This is a genomic window from Bacillus sp. NSP9.1 (assembly GCF_000465465.2).
Taxonomy (GTDB): Bacteria; Bacillota; Bacilli; order Bacillales; family Bacillaceae; genus Bacillus; species Bacillus sonorensis_A.
On record NZ_CP048273.1, the window covers coordinates 142,501 to 162,981 of the forward strand.

General features: G+C 39.7%; 22 protein-coding genes and 3 pseudogenes. 14 read left to right on the forward strand and 11 right to left on the reverse strand.

The genetic code is table 11. The features are described 5' to 3' along the window. Window positions 1–126 precede the first annotated feature (126 nt). The 5 genes from M654_RS00800 (at window position 127) to rlmH (ending at window position 2,915) form a co-directional block, all read left to right on the forward strand. Window positions 127–597 carry a DUF4234 domain-containing protein gene (locus M654_RS00800; protein WP_026589445.1) on the forward strand — a complete coding sequence of 157 codons (471 nt, stop codon included), beginning with the start codon at window positions 127–129 and terminating at the stop codon, window positions 595–597. A 29-nt stretch (window positions 598–626) separates the two neighbouring features. Beyond that, window positions 627–1,142 (forward strand): GNAT family N-acetyltransferase, encoded by a 516-nt coding sequence (locus M654_RS00805; RefSeq protein WP_035428584.1) that lies wholly within the window; start codon window positions 627–629, stop codon window positions 1,140–1,142. A 355-nt stretch (window positions 1,143–1,497) separates the two neighbouring features. After that, complete coding sequence (locus M654_RS00810; protein ID WP_236251180.1) at window positions 1,498–2,001, forward strand: hypothetical protein; 504 nt, start codon at window positions 1,498–1,500, stop codon at window positions 1,999–2,001. Window positions 2,002–2,196: 195 nt separating this feature from the next. After that, a complete protein-coding gene (locus tag M654_RS00815; RefSeq protein WP_003177948.1) occupies window positions 2,197–2,355 on the forward strand; it encodes a CxxH/CxxC protein in 159 nt (52 codons plus the stop codon). 80 nt (window positions 2,356–2,435) lie between these two features. Then, window positions 2,436–2,915: a 23S rRNA (pseudouridine(1915)-N(3))-methyltransferase RlmH gene (gene rlmH, locus M654_RS00820; protein ID WP_026589442.1), complete on the forward strand. Its 480-nt coding sequence runs from the start codon at window positions 2,436–2,438 to the stop codon at window positions 2,913–2,915. Window positions 2,916–2,986: 71 nt separating this feature from the next. Here the strand turns inward: rlmH and M654_RS24175 are convergent, their stop codons facing one another. Beyond that, a complete protein-coding gene (locus M654_RS24175) occupies window positions 2,987–3,898 on the reverse strand; it encodes an HNH endonuclease (RefSeq protein ID WP_051290448.1) in 912 nt (303 codons plus the stop codon). Window positions 3,899–4,117: 219 nt separating this feature from the next. Here M654_RS24175 and M654_RS00830 point away from each other — a divergent pair, with 219 nt between their 5' ends. The 5 genes and pseudogenes from M654_RS00830 to M654_RS00845 all read left to right on the forward strand — a co-directional run bounded on the left by M654_RS00830 (window position 4,118) and on the right by M654_RS00845 (window position 7,564). Continuing rightward, complete coding sequence (locus M654_RS00830; RefSeq protein WP_026589441.1) at window positions 4,118–5,356, forward strand: DNA cytosine methyltransferase; 1,239 nt, start codon at window positions 4,118–4,120, stop codon at window positions 5,354–5,356. A gap of 113 nt (window positions 5,357–5,469) precedes the next feature. Then, window positions 5,470–5,943: pseudogene (locus tag M654_RS00835) on the forward strand (JAB domain-containing protein). Beyond that, window positions 5,930–6,220 (forward strand): hypothetical protein, encoded by a 291-nt coding sequence (locus M654_RS00840; protein WP_236251181.1) that lies wholly within the window; start codon window positions 5,930–5,932, stop codon window positions 6,218–6,220. The pseudogene M654_RS00835 and the gene M654_RS00840 overlap by 14 nt, the downstream one beginning before the upstream one ends. A 594-nt stretch (window positions 6,221–6,814) precedes the next feature. Continuing rightward, window positions 6,815–7,162 (forward strand): annotated as a pseudogene (locus tag M654_RS23705) (Crp/Fnr family transcriptional regulator); the annotation flags it as partial. A gap of 76 nt (window positions 7,163–7,238) precedes the next feature. Then, window positions 7,239–7,564, forward strand: a pseudogene (locus M654_RS00845) (darcynin family protein). A gap of 81 nt (window positions 7,565–7,645) precedes the next feature. Here the strand turns inward: M654_RS00845 and M654_RS24180 are convergent. Continuing rightward, window positions 7,646–8,413 (reverse strand): carboxymuconolactone decarboxylase family protein, encoded by a 768-nt coding sequence (locus M654_RS24180; protein WP_051290447.1) that lies wholly within the window; start codon window positions 8,411–8,413, stop codon window positions 7,646–7,648. Between the two features lie 201 nt (window positions 8,414–8,614). Between M654_RS24180 and M654_RS00855 the strand changes: the two genes are divergently transcribed. From M654_RS00855 to M654_RS00870, 4 genes are all read left to right on the forward strand, one after another. Next, the gene (locus tag M654_RS00855) at window positions 8,615–8,980 is read left to right on the forward strand and encodes a MerR family transcriptional regulator (protein ID WP_236251182.1); all 366 of its coding nucleotides are present in this window, start codon (window positions 8,615–8,617) and stop codon (window positions 8,978–8,980) included. Between the two features lie 433 nt (window positions 8,981–9,413). Next, window positions 9,414–9,626 carry a helix-turn-helix transcriptional regulator gene (locus M654_RS00860; protein ID WP_026589436.1) on the forward strand — a complete coding sequence of 71 codons (213 nt, stop codon included), beginning with the start codon at window positions 9,414–9,416 and terminating at the stop codon, window positions 9,624–9,626. Continuing rightward, the gene (locus tag M654_RS00865; RefSeq protein ID WP_026589435.1) at window positions 9,607–10,104 is read left to right on the forward strand and encodes a DUF3278 domain-containing protein; all 498 of its coding nucleotides are present in this window, start codon (window positions 9,607–9,609) and stop codon (window positions 10,102–10,104) included. Before M654_RS00860 ends, M654_RS00865 begins: the two co-directional genes overlap by 20 nt. A 226-nt stretch (window positions 10,105–10,330) precedes the next feature. Beyond that, the gene (locus M654_RS00870; RefSeq protein ID WP_026589434.1) at window positions 10,331–10,570 is read left to right on the forward strand and encodes a hypothetical protein; all 240 of its coding nucleotides are present in this window, start codon (window positions 10,331–10,333) and stop codon (window positions 10,568–10,570) included. A gap of 166 nt (window positions 10,571–10,736) precedes the next feature. On the opposite strand, the gene M654_RS00875 is transcribed toward M654_RS00870, so the two are convergent. The 9 genes from M654_RS00875 to M654_RS00915 form a co-directional block, all read right to left on the reverse strand. Continuing rightward, window positions 10,737–11,339, reverse strand: a complete 603-nt coding sequence (locus M654_RS00875) for a response regulator transcription factor (RefSeq protein WP_026589433.1) — start codon at window positions 11,337–11,339, stop codon at window positions 10,737–10,739. Then, window positions 11,336–12,472, reverse strand: a complete 1,137-nt coding sequence (locus tag M654_RS00880; RefSeq protein WP_026589432.1) for a sensor histidine kinase — start codon at window positions 12,470–12,472, stop codon at window positions 11,336–11,338. Before M654_RS00880 ends, M654_RS00875 begins: the two co-directional genes overlap by 4 nt. A gap of 6 nt (window positions 12,473–12,478) precedes the next feature. Continuing rightward, entirely contained in the window at window positions 12,479–13,216 is a 738-nt protein-coding gene (locus tag M654_RS00885; protein WP_026589431.1) for an ABC transporter permease, read from the reverse strand. Continuing rightward, complete coding sequence (locus M654_RS00890; protein WP_026589430.1) at window positions 13,213–14,115, reverse strand: ABC transporter ATP-binding protein; 903 nt, start codon at window positions 14,113–14,115, stop codon at window positions 13,213–13,215. Before M654_RS00890 ends, M654_RS00885 begins: the two co-directional genes overlap by 4 nt. 264 nt (window positions 14,116–14,379) lie before the next feature. Next, window positions 14,380–14,691, reverse strand: a complete 312-nt coding sequence (locus M654_RS00895; RefSeq protein WP_026589429.1) for a nucleotide pyrophosphohydrolase — start codon at window positions 14,689–14,691, stop codon at window positions 14,380–14,382. 2 nt (window positions 14,692–14,693) lie between these two features. Next, window positions 14,694–16,331, reverse strand: a complete 1,638-nt coding sequence (locus M654_RS00900; RefSeq protein ID WP_026589428.1) for a DUF2075 domain-containing protein — start codon at window positions 16,329–16,331, stop codon at window positions 14,694–14,696. 512 nt (window positions 16,332–16,843) lie between these two features. Continuing rightward, window positions 16,844–17,848, reverse strand: coding sequence for a FecCD family ABC transporter permease (locus M654_RS00905; protein ID WP_026589427.1), 1,005 nt, complete (start codon window positions 17,846–17,848; stop codon window positions 16,844–16,846). Then, complete coding sequence (locus tag M654_RS00910) at window positions 17,845–18,855, reverse strand: FecCD family ABC transporter permease (protein ID WP_026589426.1); 1,011 nt, start codon at window positions 18,853–18,855, stop codon at window positions 17,845–17,847. The genes M654_RS00905 and M654_RS00910 overlap by 4 nt, the downstream gene beginning before the upstream one ends. A gap of 107 nt (window positions 18,856–18,962) precedes the next feature. Then, complete coding sequence (locus tag M654_RS00915; protein ID WP_026589425.1) at window positions 18,963–19,883, reverse strand: iron-hydroxamate ABC transporter substrate-binding protein; 921 nt, start codon at window positions 19,881–19,883, stop codon at window positions 18,963–18,965. Window positions 19,884–20,481: the final 598 nt, after the last annotated feature.

Sequence of the window (20,481 nt, forward strand, 5' to 3'; positions counted from 1 at the left end):
GGTCACCTTAGTTCCTAAGTCTTATTGTCTAACAACTGGGAAAAGAATATATTGATGGGTGTGCCGCTAAAATGAAAATATTCATTCAATTCATTTGTTTGGAAAAAGAAGATCCGGAGGAATGATATGAACGACAATTTGCAGATGGCGATGAAAACGCTGTCTAATGAAAAGAACAAAAGTACGGTGTCCGTTGTTGTTTTGTGTCTTGTTACCCTGGGGATTTACATTCCATATTGGTTTTTATCCAGAAGAAAAAGCTTCGATTTGCTGCCATATCATGATATTCCCTACACCACGTTAAAAGCCATTATATTTTATCATTTATTTTCTATTCCGATGAGAATATCAGCCGCAATCGTATTTCCAGAGATGCACTACAGCCTTTATCTATTGCTGGATAGAATTATTTTGATTTTGTCTGCTGGTGTTCTGATTTACTGTGCGCTCGTTGTGACGGCTTCATTGAATAAACTGTCGGGAAAAGAACCTGCCAAAGGCTCTGTTTTCGCATTCCTTTTAAATGTGATATACATACAGCACAGAATCAATAAACTGGCAGAGCCCAAGCGGCCTTATTTGACCAGGGCATCATAAGAACGAAAAAGGAAGTGAAAAAATAATCGATGTTAAAGACGAAATTGAAAATAGACTTAAGCAAGCAGAAAAGAAATCCGGTCTTTCTGACACCGATGTCGGAAGACGATTTTAGAACCTATCAAACATACTCAATCCAACATTACGCCATGGCAAAAGTGAAAGCCGGCACATGGACGATAGCGGAAGCAATGGAGAAATCGGAAGAACAACTGAAAACGCTTTTGCCCGATGGAACGGCAACCATCAATCATTATCTCTGGTCGATTGTGAATGAAAACAAGGATGTCATCGGCTGGCTTTGGCTTTACGCAGATCCCTACCACCCGCAAAAGGAAGCGTTCATTTATGATTTCGGCCTTTACGAGGCCTATCGCGGACAAGGAAACGGCCAGCAGGCTTTAAAGGCATTGGAAGAGGAAGCAAAGCAATTGGGTATCAAAAAGCTTTCCCTTCATGTATTCGCCCATAATAAGACGGCGAAACGGCTGTATGAGAAAATGAATTTTGAAACAACTGATTTGCATATGAGCAAGCGGCTGTAAACACGAGGATCAAAGCTTTAAGCTTTGATCCTTTTTTGGAGCAGTTCTTTGTTCCTATTCATGTTGAAAGAAACGTGTCGAAAAAAAGTCAAAATGATCATATCGAACCTCTTTATGTTACAGAAAGTGAGATTTAATATTACAGGATGAAAAAAATGACGATTTTCGCCCTATTGATTGTCGATTCCCAAAGAAAAAGCACGAAATTTGCCTCGATCCAAAAGACCCGATTTATTTATCGTCATCAAAAAAAGGAACTGATATACCTAAAAAAATTCCATTAAATAGCTAGATTTGGTTTTGATTTATCAATTGCGTTATAGTACCTTTTTATATGGAAAGTGGAAAAGTATAGATGGCAAGGAAAGAAGTTGGTTTAACAATGAAAGAATTTGCGGAATTTCCGAAGATTCGAGCCGATCACGCGCTTTTGTTAACGCTCGTAACCTTCGGGATGTATATTCCATTTTGGTTTCTGTCGAGAAGACAGCTGTTCGAGAGGTATCAGATCAAGCTCCCGTACATTGCGATAAAAGTGACGGTGCTCTTATTTGCTTTTTCAATGCTGGAATCGTTTTGGGCAAGTCTACATTATGTCTTAGAAGATGTTCTCCCTTATGGCGACAACATCCTGCTGCGCGCTCTGTACCCAGCGCACAGCTTTTTGCCTCAAGTTTCATTCCTTTTATTCTGCTTTGTAAACATCAGAAGCTGTTTCAGGATTCGGAAGGCTCTTCTAAAGCGGCAATTGAAGACAAATGGGGTGATGACCTTCTTGTTCAACGTCACTTATTTGCAGCATCTCATCAACAAACAGATATCAGAAGATCATCAAGGTGTGAAAAGCGAAGCGGTATAAATGAAAAGCAGACAGCGGAGACATTCAGCATTGGCCAGGAGGCCAGTGCTTTTTGTGTGGAAAGTTATCCAAAGGGCTTGTGGATAAATGATCTAAAGAAGGGTAAAACCTATTAACATGTGAATAAATAGGGTATATTGAATAGGGAGCTTTTTCATAAAAGAGCCCAATGATACAGATATTGGAGGGACTTTCATGAAGTCTTGCGAAGAACATATTGAGACCGTCATTGACATGTATGTGGATGAGGAAGAATTAGCCCCGGAAATCAGAAAAATCGAACATACACACAGTTTATCCACAACCTGTGAATTGTGTGATAAGCCTGCAGTATATATAGTGGGGAACGAATGATCGGACACTAAATACACAATCCTTATCCACAATTGTGGATAATCTACCTGAATAACTTGTTCTTAAAGTGGGGATGACCTGTGAATATATCAATCGTAGCAATCGGAAAACTGAAAGAAAAATATTTAAAACAAGGAATCGACGAATACATAAAACGGCTTTCGGCATATGCAAAAGTCGACATCATCGAACTGCCGGACGAAAAAGCACCGGAAAACCTAAGCGATCAGGACATGAAAATCATCAAAGACAAAGAAGGCGAACGAATTCTCTCCAAAATCAGCCCTGACGCCCACGTCATTGCCCTCGCGATCGAAGGAAAAATGAAAAGCTCGGAAGAATTAGCCGATAATATGGATAGACTCGCCACATATGGAAAGAGCAAGGTAACCTTCGTCATCGGCGGCTCACTCGGCTTGAGCGACGCCGTCCTGAAGCGCGCGGATGAGAAGCTGTCGTTTTCGAGGATGACGTTCCCACATCAGCTGATGAGGCTAATTTTACTCGAGCAGGTTTATCGGGCGTTTCGGATTAATCGGGGGGAACCGTATCATAAGTAAATGAGGTTTTTTAGAAGCAAGAGAAAAGAAAGAATTACTCAGTTCCTTCTCTCCAGAACTGAGTAATTCTTTTATTTTAAATAAAACTTTAGAAATGTTGGAGTATCAACCTTAATTCCTCTTTTTGATAAGAGGTCCTTTCTTTCGGTCCATAGCTTAAAAAGAATTTTTTCTTTATCATCATTAGTGCCATGATGCAAGAGACGATGGCAATTTGGGCATAGGGCAACAATATTTTCCTTAATATCAATAGTGAGTTCGAATTGGTCTTGAAGTGATAGTGGTATTAAGTGATGTCCTTCTACATAAGGCTGAGCAGAAGCTGCAGATATAAAAGTTTTGTGAGTTGAGTCCACTTCACAGGTGAAGTTTGCTTCTTTCAAAGCTTGAGCTGATTCTTGGATGTTTCTCTGAAATCGAGAAGAAATAGTGTGCACACGTTTCTTACCCAATTCATTTTGTAGAGAGGCTTGATATGCAGTGTCATCGATATCCTCTTTTTCTAAGAATCCGTTATTTTCAAATTGCATTGGGTATTCTTCCAAGAAAGATAAGTCAGCCATTCCTATATGAGGGAACTCGTCATCATTTTTTTGAAAAATATACCAATGGGGTTCTTCCTCTTCTGTTAATTTACTGTAAAACGTATCAGAGTCAATTGTGAATTCAGAGGATTTATTAAAGTATAATCTAAGCTCGTTCCCTGTTCTTTTTGGATAAACAATAGATACCGTTCGCAAATGTGAATTTTCCAAATCGTTATAGGGGTGGACGAAGAACTTAAAATCCTTCTGAGTATCATTTCCCTCTCCCCCACCTTTTCTTGGGAAATCCATATCAGGATATGAGGCTTGCAGAACTGTTTTTTCGAACTTATCCAGTGTTACACTTTTGTCTCCAGTAGCTTCTCGTAAAGTAATTGTAGATGCTGCCCCATTTTCCGCTTCGAGTAATTCAAGGAGTTCATTATTCATCCAACTCATTATTACCATCCCTTTCAAGTTAAGTGGTTATCACTTCCACTTAAAATAATACAGGGTAAAATCGGGTAAGTAAACAGTTTTATTTCGGGTGAATCCGGTTTTTTAATCATTTTTCGTTGGGTAAAAGCGGGAAAAAAAGAGAACGTATGTTTCTCAGAGTTAGCGGTTTTAGCAAAAAGGTGTTATAATTACAGAATAAAATTTAAAAAGGTGAAACTTATGAGATATAAAGCTTTAGATTTGTTTTCAGGGTGTGGAGGACTGAGTGAGGGTTTTTTGCAGGCTGGTTATGATGTGGCTGTTTCAATTGAAATTGATGAAAAAGCATGTGAAACCCAAAGAAAAAATCATCCAGAAACAATTATAATTCAAGGGGATTTAACTGAACTACGTCCACAACAATTGGAGCAAGAGACTCAAATTTCAAATTATGATTTAATTATAGGAGGTCCTCCGTGTCAAGGCTTTTCTACTATTGGAACTCGGTTAGGAACGAGTGATTTTGGAGAATTTGGAGAAGACCCTCGAAATAGTCTCTATAAAGAGTTTGTAAAATACGTTCGTTATTATCAACCCAAAATGTTTTTGATGGAAAATGTGCCAGGACTCTATACTATGCAAGATGGAGCGATTAGAGAAAACATTGAGAATGATTTTTCACACGATGACCCTGAAGGTAGATACGTTGGTTATAGAGTTACTTCAACAATCTTGAGAGCAGTTGAGTTTGGGGTCCCTCAAAAGAGAGAGAGAGTGTTCTTCGTTGGGGTCCGGAATGATTTTGAAGGCATTGATTTTCAGTTTCCAGAGCCTTTCTTAAATGACGATGATTTCTATACAGTAAGAGATGCAATCGGAGATTTACCAGCTTTGGGAGTAAGAGATGGAGAGAATAAAACCATTCACCAAATTGAACCCAATTCATTTTTAACTATGCTTAATGAAAATGCTTTTAATTTGCGACGAGATAATAATTATGAAGAAGGTTATATATATAATCACCTTTCAAGATACAACAATCCCCGAGACAGAGAGATATTCCGTAGATTAGCACCTTTTCAAAAGTTAAGAGAACTGAATTTAGATGAGATTGCTGAATACCTAAGAGCTAATGGGTTTCAGGAGCTACCTGTTCGTTTGAGAAATGGCTTCGATGACTTTTATAGAAAACTCGATTGGGAACGTCCGTCCCCAACAATAATTGCTCATTTACACAAGGATGGTTTAGCTTTTATACATCCAGATGGAGGACAAGCTCGGTCATTATCAATAAGAGAAGCAGCAAGGTTGCAAAGCTTTCCTGATAATTTTATTTTTCAAGGATCTCAGTCGCATATGTTTAAGCAAATTGGAAATGCTGTCCCACCAATGTTAGCGTATCATTTAGCGAATGCTTTAAGGGAAACTCTAAATAGTATTTATGAATTTAATATACAAACTACTCTTGCTTTTGAGTAGTTTACGTTAAGGAACCTTGTCATAAAGGTTCTTTTTTTGTCCGTATTTAAATAATCATCAAACATATATTATTAAAGTGCTTAATTACACTATAACTATTAGGAGTGTTAAACATGAAAAGTGCAAAAAGAGTTAACATTGTGTCTGTTAAGTTAGTAAGAGAATCAAGTATTTTATATAAAAGAAGAAGCATATGTTCACCAAACGATGCATACGAACTTATAAAAAACTTCCTAGAAGATATGGACAGGGAGCATTTCGTCGTAGTCTCATTAGACACAAAGAACCAACCTGTTTCATTAAACATTTGCCATATTGGAAGTATAAATGCTAGCCTTGTTAGTCCTAGGAAGGTCATGAAATGAGCTATTTTATCATCAGCAGCAAGCATCATGGTATTCCATAATCACCCCTCTGGAGATACTTCCCCATCTCAAGAAGATATATCGGTTACTTTTCGTCTTAAAGAAGCAGGTAGACTGATGGGGATTGAATTGCTCGACCATTTAATCATTGGTGGTTGCAGATACTTATCTCTAAAGGAAAAAGGCTATAATTTAAGAGGGAAGGTCAATGTGTTATTATAACGCTGAATATTTCGTTATTTTCATGTCGTTGCAATTTGGCATTGATGTTGAAGAAGAACAACTTGGCGAAGAATCAGTTCTATTGTATAAAGAGGAACTTGATGAAAATCTTGTTTCGGAAGAAATGTTTAGTATTTCTCCTGAAATGGTATTGGTTCATTCTTGTGTTTACAATAAAGAAGAACATGAGTGGTTGGTTTGTGTAGCATCTGATGCTGATACGAACCAACCAACCACTCTTTTTAGTTTGTCTGAAGAATGGCGAAAAAATCTATGAAGACGTGTTACTGCGAAATGAGAATAATGAGAAATGATATATTCAGCGTATATCAATGAATTGGAGGAACGATCCTACCAGCACGTTAGCCTTGATATGGAAGATTGGTCTTTTGTATATTTTACAGCTAAGGATAAAGGAGAAGAAATCGAAATAAAAATTTGTCTAGAAAGCGAGAATATCTATCCAAGAAAGATTGGATATGAAGATTAGTGGTATGTGGATTTCTTAGAATCAACCATTTATCAATGAGAGGTAGTGAAAGAGGGGAAAGTAACCAACTATTCCCCCTCTTTTATTATCTAGTTTTCCAACGAGCAGCACTTAAAAGGATTGATACGAGCTTCTAAGCATTAGAATGAGAAACTGTAGTAAAATAATTGAATAGATTAGTATTGTATTTTTTGCTTCTCTCTATTAACCAAAGACTGGAGAATAAGATATGGATGAAAAGAAACGGTTACGATGTACCAAATTTCAAAAGAACTTGCATTAGAAAGTAACTATGATTTTGTAAAGAAGGAAAAAATGGGTATATAAAAATAATTGATGAAAGAAGAAATGCGTTTGATAAATTTAAGAAAGAACAGGTGAGAAAATTTTGTTACTTCCTATGGTGCTATGGTAACAAGCCAGCCTTCCAACTTTACGATCAAAGCGATGGAGGATTCGGTCGTTATAGAAATTCGGAAGGATGTACTGGAAGAATTAATGAATAAAAGCCATATGTGGGAAAGATTCGTAAGGAAATGCGTGGAGAGATTATACATCAGAAAGGAAGAACGGGAACGCCAATTGTTATATCTTACAGCAAGGGAGCGCTATGAGGCGTTTCTGAAATATCCTGGGTTGGAGAAGAGAATTCCTCAGTATCATGTCGCTTCTTACATAGGTGTATCTCCTGTATCGTTAAGCAGGTTGTTCCGAAGCGATCTGCATTAACATAGGTTAATGCAGTTTGATTCCTGATCGATTACAAAATCCGCAGAATTCAATATTTCTATAGGGAGAAGTGCAGATGCGATATATGATGATCGTGTTGTTTTATCCTTCCTGGCTTGCATTATATCGTGAAGAGCGCAATAATCATGCTGCTTCTTTGCAGAAGATCGTCCAAAAATACAATCAGCATGTTCAGGCCCGCTTTTTTGATGCTGAGGCGCTTCCGGAAAAGGAATTTACGGATTTTGTGGTATGTGAAGTAGACGATATAAAGCAGTATCACTATATGTGAGAAAGAAATTAAAGATTTACACCCAGGGATACATGAAAATTAAAGATGTCATTATGGGCATGGAAAATGCTTTTAAGTCCTATGAGTCGGAAGTGCTCAAAATGAATTGATCAAGTTAGGATGTAAAAAGACCGGAAAAACTCTGTGAGTGAAGTCCGGTCTTTTTATCAACTTGCCCTACCGGTGAATGACTATGTTAAAAATATCTTTTTGGCAACATTTACAGCATTCAAGACTTTAGGAAACCCCGTGTATGGGTAGCATTGCAGTAATGCCTCAATCACTTCTTGTCTCGTTAGACCTACACGAATGGAGGCATTGAGATGAACGTGCAACTGTGTCTCGCATCCACCTTGAGCAGTTAAGGCTCCTAATGTGACGAGTTGGCGCTGTTTAGGGTTTAGTCCTGAGCGGCTGTAGATTTCACCAAACGCAAATTCAATGATTTGTTCAGCTAATACAGGGGCAATCTCGGCAAGTGAATCGGCAACCGCCTCACCATGTTTGCCGTCGATTTCTTGAAGTTTTGCTACGCCTCTTTCCCGTCGTTCCCCTATAGAATGTAGTAGTTCGTCCTCGATGTTTACTTCGATATTTTGTTCTGCAAAAAGTTGTTTCGCAACGGTAATGGCATTTAAAGCACGAGGAGCCCCGCAAAACGGAATACAATGGGTAGCAATTTCAATAATTTCGTTTGGCGTAATTCCAACTTTCAAACCGAAATTCATGTGCCACTTGAGTTGATTTGGAGTATCACCTAACGATGTTAACGCAGAGATCACGATCATTTCTCTTTGTTGATAGGTGAGTACGGGATTATTGAAAACTTGCCCAAAAAATTCAATAATGTACCGACTTATGTGGGGAGATACATCGTTTAAAGTATGAATAACCGCTTGGATTCCTGCTTCATCAGTTTCTTGAAAAAGTTTTTTTCCATTTTCATAGTTTGAGTTCATCGCTTAATTGCCTCCAGTTTTGATGTTTTCTATTTCCCGGTACTTCTAATGTAGTTTATTATTGCTGCTCGAAGTCAAATATATGTTTTTACAATAGAATTTGCTATTAGGTAGAGGTTACTAAAGCATTTTTCTATCTTTTTGATCTACATTTCGTTATAGTAACTATAACGAAAGGGGACGGATCGGATGTCATTTTCGATGAAATATGTAGTTGATAACTTACATGTGACTGCAAATACACTCAGATTTTATGAAACGGAAGGGTTGTTAAGAAAAATTTCTCGAGATTCAAATGGTCGTAGAATATATAATGATGACGATTTGAGATGGATCAACTTTATCCGATCTCTGCGGTTGACAGGAATGCCTATTTCTAAAATAAAAGAATATATCGATCTTTATGAATTAGGCGATGAAACATTCCTGCAAAGAAAAGAAATGATGATGCAGCATAAATTAGAAGTACAGAATAAAATCAATGAAAACCTAAAACATTTAGAAGTAATAAGTTATAAGGTTGCGATGTACGAACTTCAAGAAAGGAAAGACACGCAGAAAATTTAGTATACTGGACTGTAAGATAAAAGCTCGGCTGTATGCCGAGCTTTTCCAATGATGACACAGCTGTTTCAACATGGTTGTTTGTTACACGTTCCGGCGCCATATGCTTTTTAGTCAGTCCAGCTGAACATAAAACGTCGTCTTCTCGTTCGGCACACTCTTCGCATAGATCTTGCCCGCATGTTCGGCGGGGATGCCCGGACCAGTATTGGTCACCGAAACCTGGATATGGCCCTGACGTTTTTTAAGCGTTACGTGGATTTGGGATCCTATCTTTAACAATAGATCGTCAATAAGACGGTCTTTTTTATTTTGAATTTTGAAAAGGATCTTTGAAATTATAATTTATAGGCTTATCTCAGTGTAACATATAATTGACATCTGAATAAATGTCATATATATTGTACATATCGATGGTGATGAAAGGGTGTTTGGCTTGAACAGGGTCAAAGAGTATAGAAAACGATGCAACCTTACTCAGATTGAACTTGCCAAAAGAGTTGGTGTTGCAAGACAAACCATTAATCTAATTGAAAATGATAAGTATAACCCCTCTTTGTCTTTGTGTATTTCCTTAGCTAAGGAGCTCAAAACAGACCTTAACACTCTATTTTGGGAGGAGAAAATGAATGAAGAATCAAATACTTAATCGCTTTATTGGCGCAGTTGACGATCGTGATGAATATCAGCGTTATGAAATTTATAAGGAATTAGCCTTTTCTGGGGTTTTGTTATGGTATTTATCCATGTTATTAATGTTCATTAGTCTCATCATTGATACAATACAAAACACCCTATCGTTTGCGACACCTTCACTTTTCATGATTAATATGATTTACGGGGCTATGATTATTATAAAAATGAGGAAAAAACATCTTGATGAAACAGATTGTGCTTCGATAGAAGAATATGAGGAAAAGAAAAAACGCTTGAAAAAAACGTCATTTTTAGCTGGTTTTCAATGGGGGTTATCCATGTTAATTTTTATGGAATATGTATCTCCTTATTTATCGACTGGTGAAATAAATGTAAGTTTGTGGAATATATTGGTTTGGGTTATAGGTGGAATATTCTTTGGTATGACAATGTATTGGTTTTCAAAATCAAAGCTACAGAAGCACTTTTGATCAAATGGTCAAGCAAGGAGCTTCAAAGGAAAATGGGAATAGGAACACTTCGCAAAATGTGTAAGTGTTCTTTTTTACGCAGTAAGAATTAGAAGACTCTCTGTGTACTTTTTAAACGTTGAAAGGAGATAAATATGACATTTACCATGTATATAAAAGGAATTGTGTTTTTATCCCGAGTTACCAACTTTTTAAAAATCAAATTAGATAAGGACCTTCGGTATCTATGACGAAAATTGTAAAAAAAATTTTATCACCAAGTAAAAAATACAAAGTTGAAATTATGAAAAGACATGATGGTCTATACACAACAGAAGTCTTTGCATGGTTTGAATGGGATGACGAGTATGAACATGAGTATTGGAGTCCAATTAAACAAGGTTTATCACTGATTGATACAGAGAAAAGAGCGATAGAAATTGGTATTGAACAACTAAAAGAATGTTCAGGTGAACTTATCGATTAAGGAGGAGTTGTTCTAAAAACATCTCAAAACGAGAGTGTCGATGGTTAGGAATGATCATTGTTCAATAAAGGAGCTGTCCTAAAAGGTCATGAAATTGAGCTGAAAGGCCAGCTAAAGCATCTGAAATACCTATCGAGCAATAAACTGCTGATCACCCAGATCACACTCAAACCCATCCCTTCCCCTCTGCAATCCTCGCCGCTTCCATCCGGTTTTTCGCATCCAGCTTCTGCATCATTTCAGAAATATAATTCCGGACGGTTCCTGACGACAAGAAAAGTTCCGCGGAGATTTCTTTCGTCGTCTTACCGAGAGCGGCGAGGCGGAGGATGGCCTGTTCGCGTTCGGTGAGCGGGTTTGTTTCGCGGATGGCGGCGAAGCTGAGTTCCGGGCTGAAGGTTCGTTTGCCTTCTGTGCATTTGCGGATGGCAGCGGCGAGGTCGTCGATTTCTCCATCCTTGAGCAGGTAGCCGTGGACATTGCTTTTGATGGCGCGTTCGAAGTAGCCGGGACGCGCAAACGTCGTTAGGATGATGATTTTCGTTTTTGCGCCTTGCTTTGCGAGCTCTTCGGCCACTTCCAGGCCGCTTTTGACCGGCATTTCGATATCCATGAGGCAGACATCCGGTTCCAGTTTGAGAATGGCGGCGAGTGCTTCTTCACCGTTTATCGCTTGGCCGATCACTTCCATGTCTTCTTCCAGATCAAGCAAGGAGCCGAGCGCGCTTAACAGCATCTTTTGATCCTCGGCAATGAATATACGAATCATAGCATTTCCTCTTTTCGTTCTTTCTTTATCATGGGAACGGTTATCTTTAATACAGCGCCGTTATGGGTTGAAACATCGATGTCTCCGTCGATTAATGAGAGCCTTTCTTTCATCCCGCGCAGGCCGTTTCCAAACGGTTTTTGCTGATCGATTCCCATTCCGTCGTCCTTGACGGTGATGCTCATGTTTTCGTCTGTTTGCGAAATGGAAATGATGCAGTGGGTGGCGCGGCTGTGTTTGACGATATTTGTGGCGGCTTCGCGAATACACATGCTGACAATGTTTTGTGTGACGGGAGGGATGCTTGAAAAATCGGAATCTCCCATGTATTCGAATGTGATGTCGGCAGCCCGCAGGATTTGCTGGATGTGAATGAGCTCTTCGGCGATCGTTGCCGTTTTCATATCAGACACGAGTTCTCGGACTTGTTTTAAAGCCGCTCTTGATGTGGTTTCCATTTCTCTTGCTTCTTTTCGCGCCCGTTCGGGATCGCTTGCGACGGTGCGCTGGACAAGCTGGCTTTTTAATGTGAGCAGTGACAGGGTATGGCCAAGTGTATCATGGAGATCGCGGGCAATCCGGACACGCTCCTCGCGCTTGACCAGTTCCTGAATATGCTGATTGGCTTCATCAAGCTCTTGTTCCAGCTCCATGCGGCGGTTCATCGAACGGATGCCAAATGGTGAAATGAGCATAATCACGAGAAAGGGCAGAAAATAAGAGAGCTGGTTGTGCAGCGACTGATCATTGAGCAGATGATAGGTGAAAGGGGCGACCAATACAACAACCAGGCTGGCAAGCCCGCGCCGGAACTTCTTTTTTTCCCGGTAATAACCGATAAAGTTTGCTGGAAAAAAGCCTAAAAAGACTAAGTTGATATCATAGAATACAGTGTAGATTAAAATGATCGAAAGCTGGATGGCCAGCCAATAAGAAAACAATTTTTTTTGCGGCGAAATAAAATAAAGCTGGCGGTACGTCACAAGGAAAAGCAGCACCAGTCCGAAGCCGATCAGCTGTTTCAGGCCCGCCGTCTGATATGTCAAATAGCTGATCGGCAGCAGCAAATAGATTAAAAAGATATAAGGAAAAAAGCCGTATCGGCTCGGAAACATGCTGAACGATTTTTTCATTCTGGCTCACACCGCTTCTTGTTTTTTTCTCAGATATTTAGATAGTAGCATAAGTGCTGCTGAATAGGTCAACAGGATGAGAATGTTTTGCCAGCCGGGCATTTCGCCTTTCACAATCTCCCAAGCTCCGCTGCCAAAATGATAGGAAGGCAGCCAATAGCCGATATTCTGCATCATTTTCGGCATCACCTCAAGCGGCATCCACATCCCGCCGGCAACAGCGAGCGCCATATAGAGCACATTGCTGACTCCGGCCGCTGTGTCGACTTTTTTCATCATCCCAATCAATGTTCCGATCGCCAGAAACGGGAGCGAGCCAAGCAAGATCCACAAGCCGCTCAAAATCCATTCCAACGGGGTTAAAGAAACGCCGTTGATCAAAGCGCCGGATAAGAAGATTACCGTAATCGACAGGAGATGAATGACACTTTGCCCGGCCATTTGCGCGGCAAAATATACATGATCCGGGAGGGGAGTCACGCGAATAAACGTCGACCAGCCTTGAGCGCGCTCTTGTACCATGCGGATTCCGAGCGTCATGATCGAGGAGCCCATCACACTGAATGATGTCATCGACATTAAATAATGCGCTTTCCAGGCCTCAGGGTCGGAAGCGTTCGTGTTGACGATATTGGTGAAAATATAGTAGAAAGCAATCGGCATCGCCAGCGACCAAAAAACATAATATCGATTTCTGAGCATTCTTTTGATCTCTGTTTTGCACTGCATCTGAAATACGCTCATTTTTCCTCGTCTCCTTTGTCTGTCAGCTGACTGAACGCCTTCTCCAGATTGCCGCGTTCGATTTGAATATCATAAGCGCCGATCTTCTCCTCGAAAATGAGCGCCAGGATGTTGTCCGTATTGGCTGTTTCGATGAAGATGCGCTTGTTTTTTCTGTAAATCCGCTCGATTTCAGGGTGCTGATACAGCTTTTCCAGCGGTTGTTCCGGGTCCGCCATAAATGAAACGGACTGCCTCACAATGTTTGCTTTGATTTCCTGCGGTGTTCCGTCTGCGACAATGCTGCCGTCTTTAAAGAGCAGGATTCGCTGTGCGGCATCATCTGCTTCTTGTAAATAGTGAGTTGAAAAAATAATCGTTTTTCCTTGATCAGCAAGGTTATGGATCGTTTGCCAAAAGCGGTTTCTTGATGTGATATCCATTCCGACTGTAGGTTCGTCAAAGATCATCAGCTCAGGATCGCCGGCAAGCGCCAAGGCAAAGCTCAGCCGGCGTTTTTGTCCGCCGGACAACTTTTCTGCCCGCGTTTTTAAATCGCGATCTGTCAGGCCTGTTAAACGCAAAAGCGTTTGAAGGGGCAAGGGCTTTGGATAGTAGCTTCGAACGAGTTCGATGATTTCCCCTGCATTTAACCCCGGCATCACACTGACTTCCTGCAGCATCGTGCCGATTTTCTCGCGCACGCGCCTTTCTTGGGGTGAGGCATGAAATAATCTAACGTCACCGTCCGTCGGCTTTAACAGCCCCAGCATCATTGAAATCGTCGTCGTTTTCCCGGCTCCGTTCGGCCCGAGAATCGCGACAATTTCTCCTTTTTCAATTGAAAAATCTATCTGATCAACCGCCGTTTTTTGGCGGAAAGTCTTTGTTACATTCGTCAAGCTCACAACATTGCACATGACTTATAAACCACCTCCTGATTTACTCATTTTATTGTATAAGCTGAGGAAGGCGGATTTTAGTAAGTGATGTCATGAAAATCGGATGACAAATGTCATTTTTTGAAACAATGAAAAAATAACATGGAGCAAGCTAACGGTGTAAAGCAAATGAAGTAGGGAGATGAGCAGAGCGCCATAAAAATCGACGCATCATGGAGATAGAGAGAGCGGTCTTCAATTGTGAAAGAAGCTCTCTCTACTTAAAAGTGTCAAAGGAGAGTCTTAACCATTATTTTTAACCGGATACTTCCTCCCGTTCTTCACAATTTTCTCTTCCACAATCTCTTTCACATCCAGTCCAAGATCGTTGCACAGCATGAGTGAGTAGATCAAAACATCCGCGATTTCTTCACGGATGTTTTCTTTATTTGCTTTGAGTGCTTCTTCACTGCTGATCCATTGGAAGTCTTCGAGCAGCTCTGCTGCTTCGATGGAGATTGAGATGGCGAGGTCTTTTGGGTTATGGTATTGTCTCCAGTTTCGTTCATCTCTGAATTCGTTGATTGCGTTGATTAGGTTTTGGATATCACTCATGATCATTTTCCCCTTTCTAACTCGAGTAGTCTCTTTCTTAATTTAGGGTCTGTCGCATAAATATAGAGGCCGTGTATGCCCCGCTTCATCAGGACATTTATTGAATTTAATATGATTTGTTCTTTAATTTGTTCATTCTGTTCTGGAGACAAATCTGTACGTGACACGAATGCCCCTTTATCTTTGTATTTAGAAGTATCAATTACCAGTTCGTCGTTGTCTTCATCATAGCTTACAGAAGGGCCGAGAACGACGCCGGCGTAATTTAGATCAAACCCTTGAACAGTATAAATGGAGCCGACTTCTTTAATAGAATTTGGATTTTCGGCCCATGTCACTTTATCCTGGGTGCTGTTCCAGGGCATGTTAATCCCTTCTTCATCAACGATGTAAGTCTTTTTATCTTTTTTATGTAAATAATCAAAGGTCGAGACAATCCGGGAGAGCCCGTCTTCACTGTTTTTATGTTCAATAGCTGTTTTAAACGCAGCAGCATCTTCGAATATTTTTAGCTCGAAGGAGGAGTCTTCAGTCGGCAAGGGAAGAACTTTCTTTTCAACAAAGCTGTCAATCCACTTCATCGTTTCTGGATTGGCGTTCATTCTCATTTGGTCTGTAAGTTTTACGGTTTTCGCATCATACTGATTGATGATTTCTTCGAGCAGCCTATCGTTCCAATAACTTTTAATCTTTAGGACTTGTTTTGGATCAAAGATCACAACAGTGATTTTACTTCGCCTAATGATCTCATCCAGCTGGTTTTGGTAGCGAAAATTGTTATAGGAATCTTCCTTTGTCAAAAGCAGATGAGCTTCGTCTACTAATACGATATCCGCTGTTGCTCCCGTCTTTGTTTTCTCATTAATAAATGGTGTTGGCTTCATAAGACTCTTTTTCTTCAAATTCGGTAAGCTGTTGGCGATACTTTTATAAGTCTTCAGCATTTCACTGTGATTCACCAGCAAGTAATTATCTTTTTTACCTAAAAAAGGGTCCCCGCTGTTAGCCAAGTCTTGAATCGTATTAAACAGAGAGCTTAATAAGACACTTTTACCTGTGCCGGCATCTCCTTCAATGACAATGACATGATTTCCTTCTTTTTGTATATGTTCTTTACAGAAATCAAGGATCTTATTTTTAATATCGAGCTGCTGGGGTGAGAGTTCCTTATAAGGAGATAACTTATAAATGTCTTTATTCCTAAGGTTTTCAAGAGAATCGCTCACAATTTTCTCTTTTCTCAGCTTCTCCCAAATGACTTGAAAGATATTTTCATTATAAAAGGGTTTCTGATAGTAATTGTGCATTTCTCTAGACCTGGTCTGGCTCACGTTTTGCAGCTGATAGCGGTTATCGGCGATAAAATAGTTAATTAGATTTGATTCGATATTGTACGTCGCAGACTGATGAAATTTCTCATGGCCGATTAAAATAAAGCGATTTAAACTTTTCCGCTTTTTATCATCTATATGATTCTTCAAACGCCGTGCAGCTTGAACCGTTTGCCCAATATATGCAGTCGGTTTCTTTTTCTCATTATAAAGGATATACACAATCGGATAGTTATTTAAATGCATTGTTTTTACAACATTCACATGGTCTGGAGTAAATTCTCTCTTTTCAAACACAAGTTCATTCATTGCTTCAGCCTCTGAATCTCTTTTTTAAAATAATAGTACCATATTTATGGCAGCCTATTGATATAAGTATGCAAATATTTTCCGGAGAAAGAGTCAAAAAAAGCGGCGTGCGGTTGTCATGGACTCTACGATGACAAGGAAGCAGCTATAACAAAGCGTTTTTTGTTGAAATAAAGCTTAGTAACAAGCCTAGATAGGAGCTGGCTGTTAATACGATCAGAACGGCATTGGATCAAAGGATTAAACATGACAGCGAGCTGCGGAAAAAAATATAAGAAGTGTTGCTTGAACAATTTATCATGATATCGAGAATTAGGCGGGAGGAGCCTATCATAAGTAAATGAGGTTTTTATAGATTCCACTCTAATAGATAAAAGAGGTCGTCTGAAAAGAGAAAATTCCTCCCTTTCATACCACCTCTGCAAAATGGGCTACCAAAGGGTTTGATTTAATGGGTCCATTTTGAAATGAATTTTTGAAGACTTATTGGGACAGCCTCGTTTTATGGATTTTTACTTTTTCAATAACAAATAAATAAAGTAAGGTGCCCCGATTAATGAGACCATGATTCCAGCTGGTATAGTGGTTTCAATGATATTACGTCCGATTGTGTCGGCGAATAATAATAACCAACCGCCAAGTAGAATAGCAACAGGGATAAATAGCTGATTTCTAGGTCCTACCAAAGTTTTTGCGATATGTGGGGCCATTAATCCGATAAAGGTAATACCTCCAGTGACAGAAACAGCAGCAGCAGCTAATGCGACAGCTGTTAAAAGTAAAATGATCCGCTCCCTTTCAATGGAAACCCCCACTCCAATGGTTACAGGCTCGCTTAATCCTAATAGATTTAGTCGATTTGCTTTGTACAAAGTAAACGGAATCAAGATGACTAACCAAGGCAGGAGAGCCCAAATAAATGGCCAATCTGTTCCCCAAATATTTCCTGCCAGCCATTTGGCGATGAAATCGACTTTTGTCCGTTCAGCAGAAGAAATAATGACAATCATAGCTCCGGAAAGTGCAGTTGAGAACCCGACTCCGATGAGGACTAAGCTTACAGGCTGCATGCCATTATTTTTGTTATAGGCTAACAGATAAATGAAGAAGCCTGTTATAATTGCACCGATAAAGCCAACAATTGGAATCATATAAACAAATGATCCAGCTTCGGTTGGGAAAAATAAAAAGAAAATGGCAATGGCAACCCCAGCACCGGAATTAATCCCAATAATGCCTGGATCAGCTAAATCATTTTTTGTGATTCCTTGCAAAATAGAACCTGATAAAGCAAGTGCCATCCCAGCTAATAAAGTAATCAATATTCGAGGCAAGCGAATAGAATATAATATAAATTCCTCTTTAAAGGTTCCTTGACCTAATAGAGTCCGGATGAGTCTGTCAAAAGATAAACTAGCAGACCCTATTCCCATCCCAATAACAGCTGTAGCTAGGATGAGTATGAGAGAAATCGATAAAATAATTCGCTGTTTTTTGATTAGTGCTGAATGTGTCATGAGAGTGCTTTTCCTCCCTTTCGGACAATGATCAGGAAGAACGGTAAACCTAGCATAGCCACAATGGCTATAACAGGTGTTTCATATGGTGCATTTAAGGTACGGCCAAGTGTATCAGCAAATAGCATAAAAGCAGCACCACAAGTTGCAGACATTGGTAAAATATAACGATAATCGGTTCCAACCATTGCTCGAACAATATGAGGAATTATAAGACCGATAAAGGTCATATTCCCAACAAGAGCAACAGATGCCCCGGCGAGAATGATAATGACAATAAATAGAAGGATTTTAATTCTGATGATATTTTGGCCTAAGCCAACTGCAACTTCTTCATTTAAGCTGAGAATGGTAAGTTGTCTCGAAAGGAAAAAGGAAACAACAACTCCAATTACAATGAAAGGTACAATCGTTTGCAGTTGGTTCCAATTCGTTCCGGAAACCCCTCCTGCTGTCCACATTGAGATATCTTTAGAAATTTTAAAATAAAGGCCAAGCCCTTCGGCAATGGCGTATAAAAAGGCGGAAACAGCAGAACCCGCTAATACAATACGGAGAGGAGAAAATCCGCCTTTTTTCATCGCACCAATTCCAAAAACCAACAAGGCGCCGATTGCGGCTCCAATAAAACAGGCAACCATCGTCAAAAAGTAGTTAGCTGAAGGAACGAAGGCGATCGTAACAGCCAATGCTGCATAAGCCCCAGCAGATAATCCTAGTAAACCTGGATCAGCAAGTGGGTTTCTTGTTATACCTTGCATGATTGCACCAGAGACAGCAAGAGCTGCGCCCACAACAATGGCGGCTATTTCACGAGGTAACCGAATATCACGGATAATCGAAATATGATCACCGGTTGCAGAAGACGAAAGAGCCAACCATACATCTTCAACTGAGACGTCTGCAGCTCCAAATATCATCGCTATAAAAAACATACCAATCAGAACTAGAATTCCTAAGATCAGTTTGAATGCAAATGAGGTAAAAGATAGAGTTTTTCTTACCATAAGGCTCGTCATTTTCCTTTCTTAGAAGGGGAAAGGGGCTGACAGACAGGGAAATAACGTCCCTTTCCGGCCAACCCTTTTCAAATAGACCTCTACTTTTTCCAGTTTTAGTTTCCTAGAAATGCTTCTTTAAAGAATGCCAGTTGCTTTTCAAGTGTGATTGGGTCAGTGAATGATGCGCCTTCACCTTGCATTTCAATGACATGTCCCTTTTGGACAGCAGGAATGTTCTTGTATGTGTCTGTTTCTTGGAAAGAGGTATTTGCATCAGAGTACTTACTTAAAATGACATAATCTCCCGCATATTCTGGAAGCACTTCAGCTGATAACGTATAATACCCTGCTTTTAATGCGTCTTCCTTTACTTTTTCAGGCATTTTTAGTTTCATCGTTTGATATAAGATTTCTGTACCGCGCGCCCAGTTATTACCGAAAACATAAAGGTCTTTCCCAGATGCTTCAATAACAGATACTGTTGAATTCTCGCCAATTTTTGTACGAATATCTTCTCCAATTTCTTCTGCACGTTGCTTAAAGTCATCAACCCATGCTTGGGCTTCTTTTTCTTTGTTTAGTAGCTTGCCAATTTCCACGTGTTGAGTTAAATAATCTACTTTACCCCATGTATAAGTAACAGTAGGTGCGATTTCATTTAATTTGTCTAAGTTTTTTACCGTTGATAACGCGATGATTAAATCTGGCTCTAATTCAATAATTTTTTCTAGGTCATCCTCTGAAACTTCTTGAACATCTTTTAACTTTTCTTTAAAGGTTGGATTGTTTTTAGACCAAGTGTCTACACCGACAACATTGACTCCTAAATCTAAAACATTGCCAGTGTAGCCTGAAAGCATAACAACTCTTTGTGGGTTAGCTGGAACTTCAATTGGTCCTGTTTCCGCTTGGTATGTAATCGTTTCGGATTCTTTTTTTGTTGAGCCGCTGTCCTTTGTTGTTGACTCTTCATTGCCACATGCACTAATCATAAGCGTCAGCAGTAGCATAAACGGGATTAATAGTTTCTTCATGCTCATTTTCACCTCTTTATAAATTGTAAGTAACACTTATTTGTTCTCGAGTCACGGCCAATAACGGCATCAATTTGAAAGACTTCCCGCAGTCCTCACCTCTTCACAAGCCCAGCCTTCACGACTTCGCCGTCTTTAATGCAATGATATAATCCGCAAAACGAGCAGCTCGATGTAAATCATGAAGTACCATCATCAAAAAAATAATGTCCGTCTCCCGTACAAGAGCCATAGCAATTCAAACACGTTGACGCTGATCTCAGGAAAGAGTGTCAATCGGCGATATTTATAGTCCGATGTGCCAGTATGCCCATTTTTCGCCAAGGCTTTTTTGTGTCTTCTTTTGAAATGTCTTTTCCATCTAAAAGGACTGAGCCTGATTGATGTGGAATAATATGCGTAATGGCCTTCAGTAGATGTAGATTTTCCACAACCATTGGATTCGAGATGGTTGTCACCTTTTATCTGGAAATTGTTACACTGAGATTTTTTACAATTAAACGTCCCCCAGAGCCAGTACTTTAATTCTCTAGTAAATACTGAATCATCTTTATGGCCCGCAGAATGAGAAACGAATAAATAATCGATAATGATTATC

Bases quoted from the DNA above. Each gene is read 5' to 3' on its own strand.
- M654_RS00895 (WP_026589429.1), bottom strand. From the start codon at position 14,691: ATGAGTGATATCCAAAACCTAATCAACGCAATCAACGAATTCAGAGAT.
- M654_RS00800 (WP_026589445.1), top strand. From the start codon at position 127: ATGAACGACAATTTGCAGATGGCGATGAAAACGCTGTCTAATGAAAAG.
- M654_RS00890 (WP_026589430.1), bottom strand. From the start codon at position 14,115: ATGTGCAATGTTGTGAGCTTGACGAATGTAACAAAGACTTTCCGCCAA.
- M654_RS00805 (WP_035428584.1), top strand. From the start codon at position 627: ATGTTAAAGACGAAATTGAAAATAGACTTAAGCAAGCAGAAAAGAAAT.
- M654_RS00865 (WP_026589435.1), top strand. From the start codon at position 9,607: ATGAAGAATCAAATACTTAATCGCTTTATTGGCGCAGTTGACGATCGT.
- M654_RS00855 (WP_236251182.1), top strand. From the start codon at position 8,615: ATGAAATATGTAGTTGATAACTTACATGTGACTGCAAATACACTCAGA.
- M654_RS00910 (WP_026589426.1), bottom strand. From the start codon at position 18,855: ATGGTAAGAAAAACTCTATCTTTTACCTCATTTGCATTCAAACTGATC.
- M654_RS00915 (WP_026589425.1), bottom strand. From the start codon at position 19,883: ATGAAGAAACTATTAATCCCGTTTATGCTACTGCTGACGCTTATGATT.
- M654_RS00840 (WP_236251181.1), top strand. From the start codon at position 5,930: ATGTGTTATTATAACGCTGAATATTTCGTTATTTTCATGTCGTTGCAA.
- M654_RS00900 (WP_026589428.1), bottom strand. From the start codon at position 16,331: ATGAATGAACTTGTGTTTGAAAAGAGAGAATTTACTCCAGACCATGTG.
- M654_RS00870 (WP_026589434.1), top strand. From the start codon at position 10,331: ATGACGAAAATTGTAAAAAAAATTTTATCACCAAGTAAAAAATACAAA.
- M654_RS00815 (WP_003177948.1), top strand. From the start codon at position 2,197: ATGAAGTCTTGCGAAGAACATATTGAGACCGTCATTGACATGTATGTG.
- M654_RS00810 (WP_236251180.1), top strand. From the start codon at position 1,498: ATGGCAAGGAAAGAAGTTGGTTTAACAATGAAAGAATTTGCGGAATTT.
- M654_RS00905 (WP_026589427.1), bottom strand. From the start codon at position 17,848: ATGACACATTCAGCACTAATCAAAAAACAGCGAATTATTTTATCGATT.
- M654_RS24175 (WP_051290448.1), bottom strand. From the start codon at position 3,898: ATGAGTTGGATGAATAATGAACTCCTTGAATTACTCGAAGCGGAAAAT.
- M654_RS00885 (WP_026589431.1), bottom strand. From the start codon at position 13,216: ATGAGCGTATTTCAGATGCAGTGCAAAACAGAGATCAAAAGAATGCTC.
- M654_RS00830 (WP_026589441.1), top strand. From the start codon at position 4,118: ATGAGATATAAAGCTTTAGATTTGTTTTCAGGGTGTGGAGGACTGAGT.
- M654_RS24180 (WP_051290447.1), bottom strand. From the start codon at position 8,413: ATGAACTCAAACTATGAAAATGGAAAAAAACTTTTTCAAGAAACTGAT.
- M654_RS00875 (WP_026589433.1), bottom strand. From the start codon at position 11,339: ATGATTCGTATATTCATTGCCGAGGATCAAAAGATGCTGTTAAGCGCG.
- M654_RS00880 (WP_026589432.1), bottom strand. From the start codon at position 12,472: ATGAAAAAATCGTTCAGCATGTTTCCGAGCCGATACGGCTTTTTTCCT.